The sequence below is a fragment of the Micromonospora sp. 4G55 genome (assembly GCF_016803375.1).
The window spans coordinates 1-6,238 of sequence record NZ_JAEVHN010000364.1 but is presented as its reverse complement, the minus strand read 5'-3'; the positions used below and the strand labels follow the sequence as shown (position 1 = coordinate 6,238).

The following is a 6,238-nucleotide window of genomic DNA, read 5'->3' as shown; positions in this document are numbered from 1 at the left end:
GCCGTTCTCGACGCCCCCGTACCCGGTCTCCACGCCTCCGCACCAGGTGTCCCGGGCCGCCGGTGTCGCCGGCCTACCCGCACCCGACCAGCGTGCCGCCGTACGACCCGCTCGCCTCCACCGAGCGCCGGATCCAGCCCTCCGAGCCGCGCCGACGCCGTACCGGGCTCTGGCTCGGCATCGTGGCGCTGGTGCTGGTGGTCCTCGCCGCCGCCGGTGGCGTGGCGGTCTGGGCCGGATCGGACGACGCGAGGGCTCCCCGCCGCCGTACACCCTCGAGGAACGGGCCGTGGCGGTGGCCTCGCCGTCCCTGGTCTACGTGGAGGTCGTCGTTCACCGGATACCTCCGGGACAAGAAGACCGGAGCGCCCTGCGGGCGGCGCCGATCAGGGGTGCGGCCTGGACGGCCGCCGCGGTTCCCGCGGCGAGCAGGCCGGCCGCGGCCGCGCCGGAGAGCGCGACGAGGCGAGGTGAGATCTTCAAAAGGGGCGCTCCTGTTCTGGGTCGCGCGTCCGGTGCCCGGTGGGGTGGCGCGCCGGTCGAGCGAAAGCAGGTGCGACGGCGGTCTCCGGAGCTGCCGGCGTGCCCGGAGTGACGACCGGCCGTCGCGCGCCGCCGGGGGTTGGCGACGTGCTGGAGGCACGATCACACGCGCAAGCATTGATATCAATGGGTTGACTCGGGCAACCGATGGTGGTGGGACTCATCCGGTTGTTTCGGTCAGGTGAACAGAGGTCCACTCGTCGCGGTCTGAACAGGTGATCTCTGTCGAGGCCCCGGGACGAGCGCTGCCCGACTCGCACGCTTTGCCGCTAGGTGCATGATGCGTGCATAGGTGCAGATCGGCGGTAATCCGTCATGTTCGCCCTGTCCGTCATGGTGGCCGAGGTCAGGCGAGCAGCCGCCTGACCTCGGCCCGACCCATTGGCCGCCGGCAACCGGCAACCGGCAGCCCGCAGCCGGCAGCCCCGGGTCGCTCAGTAGGTCAGGCCGTACCCCTGCGCGAAGAGCGGCACCTGACCGTCGCCGGCGTTGATCGGCTGCTGGCTCACCGAACTCATCCAGGTCATCGGCAGGGCGCCGGTCGGTGCCGCGGCGCCGAACAGGACGTCGGCCACCCCGCCGCCCTCGGTGCCGGGCAGCCAGGACGCCAGCAACGCGTCCCAGCGGGGCAGCTCGGCGGCGATGTCCAGCGGGCGGCCGGACACCAGGACCACGATCACCGGGACGCCGGCGTTGCGCAGGGTGGAGATCGTCCGTAGGTCGTCCCGGTCCAGGCTCATGCTGCCGGTCCGGTCGCCCTGTCCCTCCGCGTACGGCGTCTCGCCGACCACCGCGACGGCCGCCCGATAGGTGCGGTCGATGCCCGTGCCGCGCTGGTTGTAGGTGACCGTCGTGCTCGGACCGACCGCGGCCCGGATGCCCTGGAGGATGGTGGTGCCCGGGGTGGTGTTGCCCGAGGAGCCCTGCCAGGAGATGGTCCAGCCGCCGCTCTGGTTGCCGATGTTGTCGGCGTTCCTGCCGGCCACGAAGATCTTGTTGCCGTCCCGGGCCAGCGGCAGCACGCCCCCGGCGTTCTTCAGCAGGACCTGGGACTTCCGGACGGCCTCCCGGGCGAGGGCCCGGTGTGCGGCATTGCCGACGGTCGGGGTCCAGCTCCGGTCGGTGTACGGGCGCTCGAAGAGGCCCAGCTCGAACTTCTTGGTCAGGATGCGGCGGTTCGCGTCGTCGATCCGGCTGAGCGGGACGTGGCCGTTCTGCACCTCCGCCCGCAGGATGCTGATGAAGCTCTTCCACGCCGTGGGAACCATCACCATGTCGATGCCCGCGTTGATCGCCGCGGTGAGCTCGGCGGCGGTGAAGCCGGCGGCCCCGTCGATCTGGTCGATGCCGTTCCAGTCCGAGACGACGAAACCGGTGAAGCCCAGCTCGCCCTTGAGCACCGTGCTGATCAGGTACTGGTGGCCGTGCAGCTTGACGCCGTTCCAACTGCTGTAGGAGATCATCACCGAGCCGACGCCGCGTTGCACGGCTGCCTGGAACGGCGGCAGGTGGATCGCCCGCAGTTGCGCCTCCGACAGCGCCGTGTCGCCTTGGTCGTCGCCGCCGGTGGTGCCGCCGTCGCCGAGGTAGTGCTTGGCGGTGGCGAGCACCGAGGTCGGGCCGCCGAGGGTCGGTCCCTGGAGGCCGGTGACCAGGGTGGTCATCTGCGACGGGATATCCGGCGTCTCGCCGAACGACTCGTAGGTGCGGCCCCAGCGGTCGTTGCGGGCCACGCAGAGACAGGGCGCGAAGTTCCAGTCGACGCCGGTGCCGGAGACCTCCTCGGCGACCGCCTGTCCGATCCGCTGCACCAGCGCCGGGTCGCGGGTCGCCCCCAGCCCGATGTTGTGCGGGAAGATCGTCGCGCCGAACACATTGTTGTGCCCGTGCACGGCGTCCACGCCGTAGATCATCGGGATCGCCAGCGGGGTGGCGAGGGCGGACCGCTGGTAGGTGTCGTACATGTCCGCCCAGCCGGTGGCGGTGTTGGGTGAGGGCGCGGAGCCGCCGCCGGAGAGAATCGAGCCGAGCCGGTAGGTGGTCACGTCGGTGGGGGTCGCCGAGCCGCGCTCGGCCTGGGTCATCTGGCCAATCTTCTCGTCCAGGGTCATCCGGGAGAGCAGGTCGGCGACGCGGGTGGCGACGGGCAGCGTCGGATCCTGGTACGGGTAGGTCGCGGCGGTGGCCGGCGCCGGCGCGGCCAGGGCGGTGACCGCGACGAGGAGCAGGACCAGGCTGAGTGGACGGTGGACGCGACGGTGGCGGTGGCGGATCACGGGTCACTCCTCTCCGAGGAATGGTCATGCCGTTGACCGGACCATATGTCCAACAGGACATCGATGGACTCCACTGATCGGCCGTAGCTGTCCGGAATTCCGCCCGGTCCCGGGGGTGCCGTGGCGGGGTCAGGTGACGTCCCGCCGGACGCCGGCAAGGGCACAATGGTGGGCATGCGGCAGGGGTTCGCTCACCAGGCGGTTCTCGACATGGCGCCGGACGCCGATCCGGGCGCGCCCGGGGCGGCCATCACCACGGTCCTGTGCGGCCACTGGGGACACGAGTTGCCCTGTCCGGTCGCGTCCCACCACACCCGGGCCGTGCGGTCCGGTGCCGAGGTACGCCTGCGCATCCTCTTCGCGACGAACCGCACCTGGAGGAGCGGGTGCGGCAGGACATCGACCGTGCCCTGGCGCGCGGCGAGCTGCGCGGCCCCGACGGCGGGACGACCCGGTGGCGGCTGCGGCTGAGCGGGCCGAGCGAGCCGTCGCCCGGGGAGGCGGAGCACCTCGAGCGGCTCACCCGCGGCTAGAGCGGTCCGCCGCCCGGCGTCCCGGGGGCCCTGGGCGCGGCTGACCTACCATGCGGGCGTGGCGAACTTCGATGCGTCGGCGGCGGTCACGATGGTCTGGCAGCGGCAGAGCGTCTGGTCGCAGGCCGCGGTGACCGAGAAACGGCGCGTCGTGCGCGCGCGACGCACGGTCGCCGGCCTCACCATCGGCGCCGCCGTCGCCGGCTCCCTCGCCACCCAGCTCGGCGAGCCGCACCGGACGGCCAGCCGGGCGCTGGCCATCCTCGCCCGCCGCCGCGCTGCTGCTGGTGCCGGTGGCGGCGAGGTGGACCTCGCGGGACACGGTGCATGCGTGGACCCGGCTGCGGTCGGTCTCCGAGGCGTTGAAGGCCGACGTCCACCGCTACCTGGCCGGGGTGGCGCCGTTCGCCGGCGCCGACCGCGACCGGGTGCTGCTGCGGCGCGCCGACACCCTGCTCGACGACTCGGGTGACCTGGTCGGACGGACCGTCGGCCTCGCGCCGGTCGCCCGGCCGCTCCCCGACATCCAGGACGTGCCGAGCTACCTCACCGCCCGGGTACGGGGGCAGGTGATCGGTTACTACACCCCGATGGCGCGGCGGATGGCCCGGCTGGCCGCGCGCGTCCGGTGGGCCGCGACGGCGGTGACCGTGGCCAGCGCCCTGCTCGCCGCGACCGTCGGGGTGCTCGGCGACGGGCTGGGCCTGACCGCGTGGCTCGGGGTCGCGGCGACCGTGACGACCGCCCTGGTCGGGTACGGGGCCGCGCAGCAGTACGAGGCCCAGCAGATTGAGTTCGCCCGGACGGCCGACCAGCTGACCCGGCTGTGCGTGACCCGGGAGACCGGGCACGGCTGGACCGACGACGACGCGTTCGTCGCCGAGGCCGAGCGGATCATCTCGCTCTCCAACGAGGGCTGGATGGCGAAAATGATCGAAGAAGATGGCGCAGCGCAGCAGTGACATCACAGCGCGTGCAATATATTATCTTCGATGGTGTCGTCGACCGTGGATGTCGACCGACCATCAACCGCATATGGGGGAACCGACGTGGATCGCATCGCAGTCCGTCCCGACCCGACCCCGACCCCGAGCCCGCCGCCACTGGACGACCTGCGGCACACACCGCTCGGCCAGATCTCCCTCTCCCGGGCGCGTGCCGTCGCCCGTGTCCACGACCGCAGGGTCGACCGCCCGACCGGCGTCGATGTCGCAGGCTTCGGCTCTTCGATCTGACGCTGGCGGGCCGGGCAGGAAGCCGCCCCGGCGGGTCAGCCCGCTGAGTCAGTACGTGCTCAAGCTGACCAGCCGCTGCGACCTCGCCTGCGACCACTGCTACGTCTACCAGCATCCCGACCAGTCCTGGCGCCACCAGCCCCACGTGATGGCGGCATCCACAGTGGAGCAGGCGGCGCGCCGGATCGCCGAACACGCCGCCGCGCACGGGCTCGACACCGTCCGCGTCGTGCTGCACGGCGGCGAGCCGCTGCTGGCCGGCGCGGGCGGCCTGGCCGCCGCCGCCGCCGAGCTGCGCCGCCGGATCGACCCGGTGGCGCGGCTCGACCTGCGGATGCAGTCCAACGGCGTGCTGCTCACGCCGCGCATCTGCGACGTGCTCGTCGCGTACGACGTGAAGGTCGGCATCTCGCTCGACGGCGACCTGGCGGCCAACGACCTGCACCGCCGCTACGCCAGCGGCCAGAGCAGCCACGCGCCGTGCTGCGCGGGCTGGCGCTGCTGCGCCGCCCCGAATACCGGTCCAGCTACGCCGGCATCCTGTGCACCATCGACCTGGCCAACGACCCGGTCGCGGTCTACGAGGCGCTGCTGGCCCAGGAGCCGCCGCAGATCGACTTCCTGCTCCCGCACGCCAATTGGGAGCGCCCACCGGCGCGCCCCGAGGGGGTGCCCACCCCGTACGCCGACTGGCTGCTGGCGATCCACCGGCGGTGGCTGGCCGACGGGCGGCCGGTGCCGATCCGGCTGCTGGAATCCCTGCTCTCCACCGCGTCCGGCGGGACCACCCGCACCGAGGCGGTCGGGCTGGGCTTCGCCGACCTGGTCGTCATCGAGACGGACGGGACCTTCGAGCAGGTCGACTCCCTCAAGTCGGCCTACGACGGCGCCCCGGCCACCGGGCTGGACATCTTCCGCCACCGGGTCGACGACGCCGCCGCCCACCCCATGATCGCCATCCGACAGACCGGCCTCGCCGGCCTCTGCGCCACCTGCCGGGAGTGCGAGGTCGTGCGGCAGTGCGGCGGCGGGCTCTTCGCCCACCGGTACCGCCCCGGCACCGGCTTCGCCAACCCCTCGGCCTACTGCGCAGACCTCAAGGAACTGATCCACGCGATGACGCCCGCCGACGTACCCGCCCAGCGGCAGCCCAGCGACGCGCTGAGCCCGACCGTGCTCGACGACCTCGGCACCGGCTACGGCACCGTGGAGTCGGCCCGCCACCTCGCCTCGGTCCACCTCGGGCTGGTCCGCGCGCTGCTGGTCGACCTCAGCCCCCGCGCGGCGCAGGACGAGCGGGCTGCGGCCGGCTGGCAGCTGCTGATCGACCTCGACCGCACCGCCCCCGAGGCGGTCCGCGCGGTGCTGGAGCACCCGTTCGTCCGTCGCTGGGCGCAGCGGTGCCGCGACGACGCGACCGCCGACCTGGCGTACCTGGCGTGCGTGGCGGCCGCCGCCGCGATCCGTGCCGGAACCGACGCCGAGCTCACCGTGCCGCCCGCGACGGGGGCGCTGAGCCTGCCCCACGCTCGGCGCGCTCACCGTCGACGCCGACGAGGAGGCGGTGCTCCTGTCCGTCCACGACGGGGGTTCACCGCGCGGGCCGGCGGGCACCGGATCACCGTGCGGCCCGGCCGGCCGGACCTCCCGG

General features: G+C 73.1%; 4 protein-coding genes and 2 pseudogenes. 4 read left to right on the top strand and 2 right to left on the bottom strand.

The genetic code is table 11. The features are described 5' to 3' along the window. Positions 1-333: 333 nt before the first annotated feature. The gene (locus tag JNW89_RS24385) at positions 334-483 is read right to left on the bottom strand and encodes a hypothetical protein (RefSeq protein WP_238450653.1); all 150 of its coding nucleotides are present in this window, start codon (positions 481-483) and stop codon (positions 334-336) included. A gap of 494 nt (positions 484-977) precedes the next feature. Further along, entirely contained in the window at positions 978-2,819 is a 1,842-nt protein-coding gene (locus tag JNW89_RS24380) for a glycoside hydrolase family 3 protein (RefSeq protein ID WP_238450652.1), read from the bottom strand. 386 nt (positions 2,820-3,205) lie between these two features. Between JNW89_RS24380 and JNW89_RS24375 the strand changes: the two genes are divergently transcribed. From JNW89_RS24375 to JNW89_RS24360, 4 genes and pseudogenes are all read left to right on the top strand, one after another. After that, complete coding sequence (locus JNW89_RS24375; RefSeq protein WP_238450651.1) at positions 3,206-3,352, top strand: hypothetical protein; 147 nt, start codon at positions 3,206-3,208, stop codon at positions 3,350-3,352. A 293-nt stretch (positions 3,353-3,645) separates the two neighbouring features. Then, positions 3,646-4,314 carry an SLATT domain-containing protein gene (locus tag JNW89_RS37800; protein ID WP_238450650.1) on the top strand — a complete coding sequence of 223 codons (669 nt, stop codon included), beginning with the start codon at positions 3,646-3,648 and terminating at the stop codon, positions 4,312-4,314. Further along, a pseudogene (locus JNW89_RS37795) lies at positions 4,295-4,951 on the top strand (radical SAM protein); the annotation flags it as partial. The gene JNW89_RS37800 and the pseudogene JNW89_RS37795, both read left to right, overlap by 20 nt. 116 nt (positions 4,952-5,067) lie before the next feature. Next, positions 5,068-6,238: pseudogene (locus JNW89_RS24360) on the top strand (FxsB family radical SAM/SPASM domain protein); the annotation flags it as partial.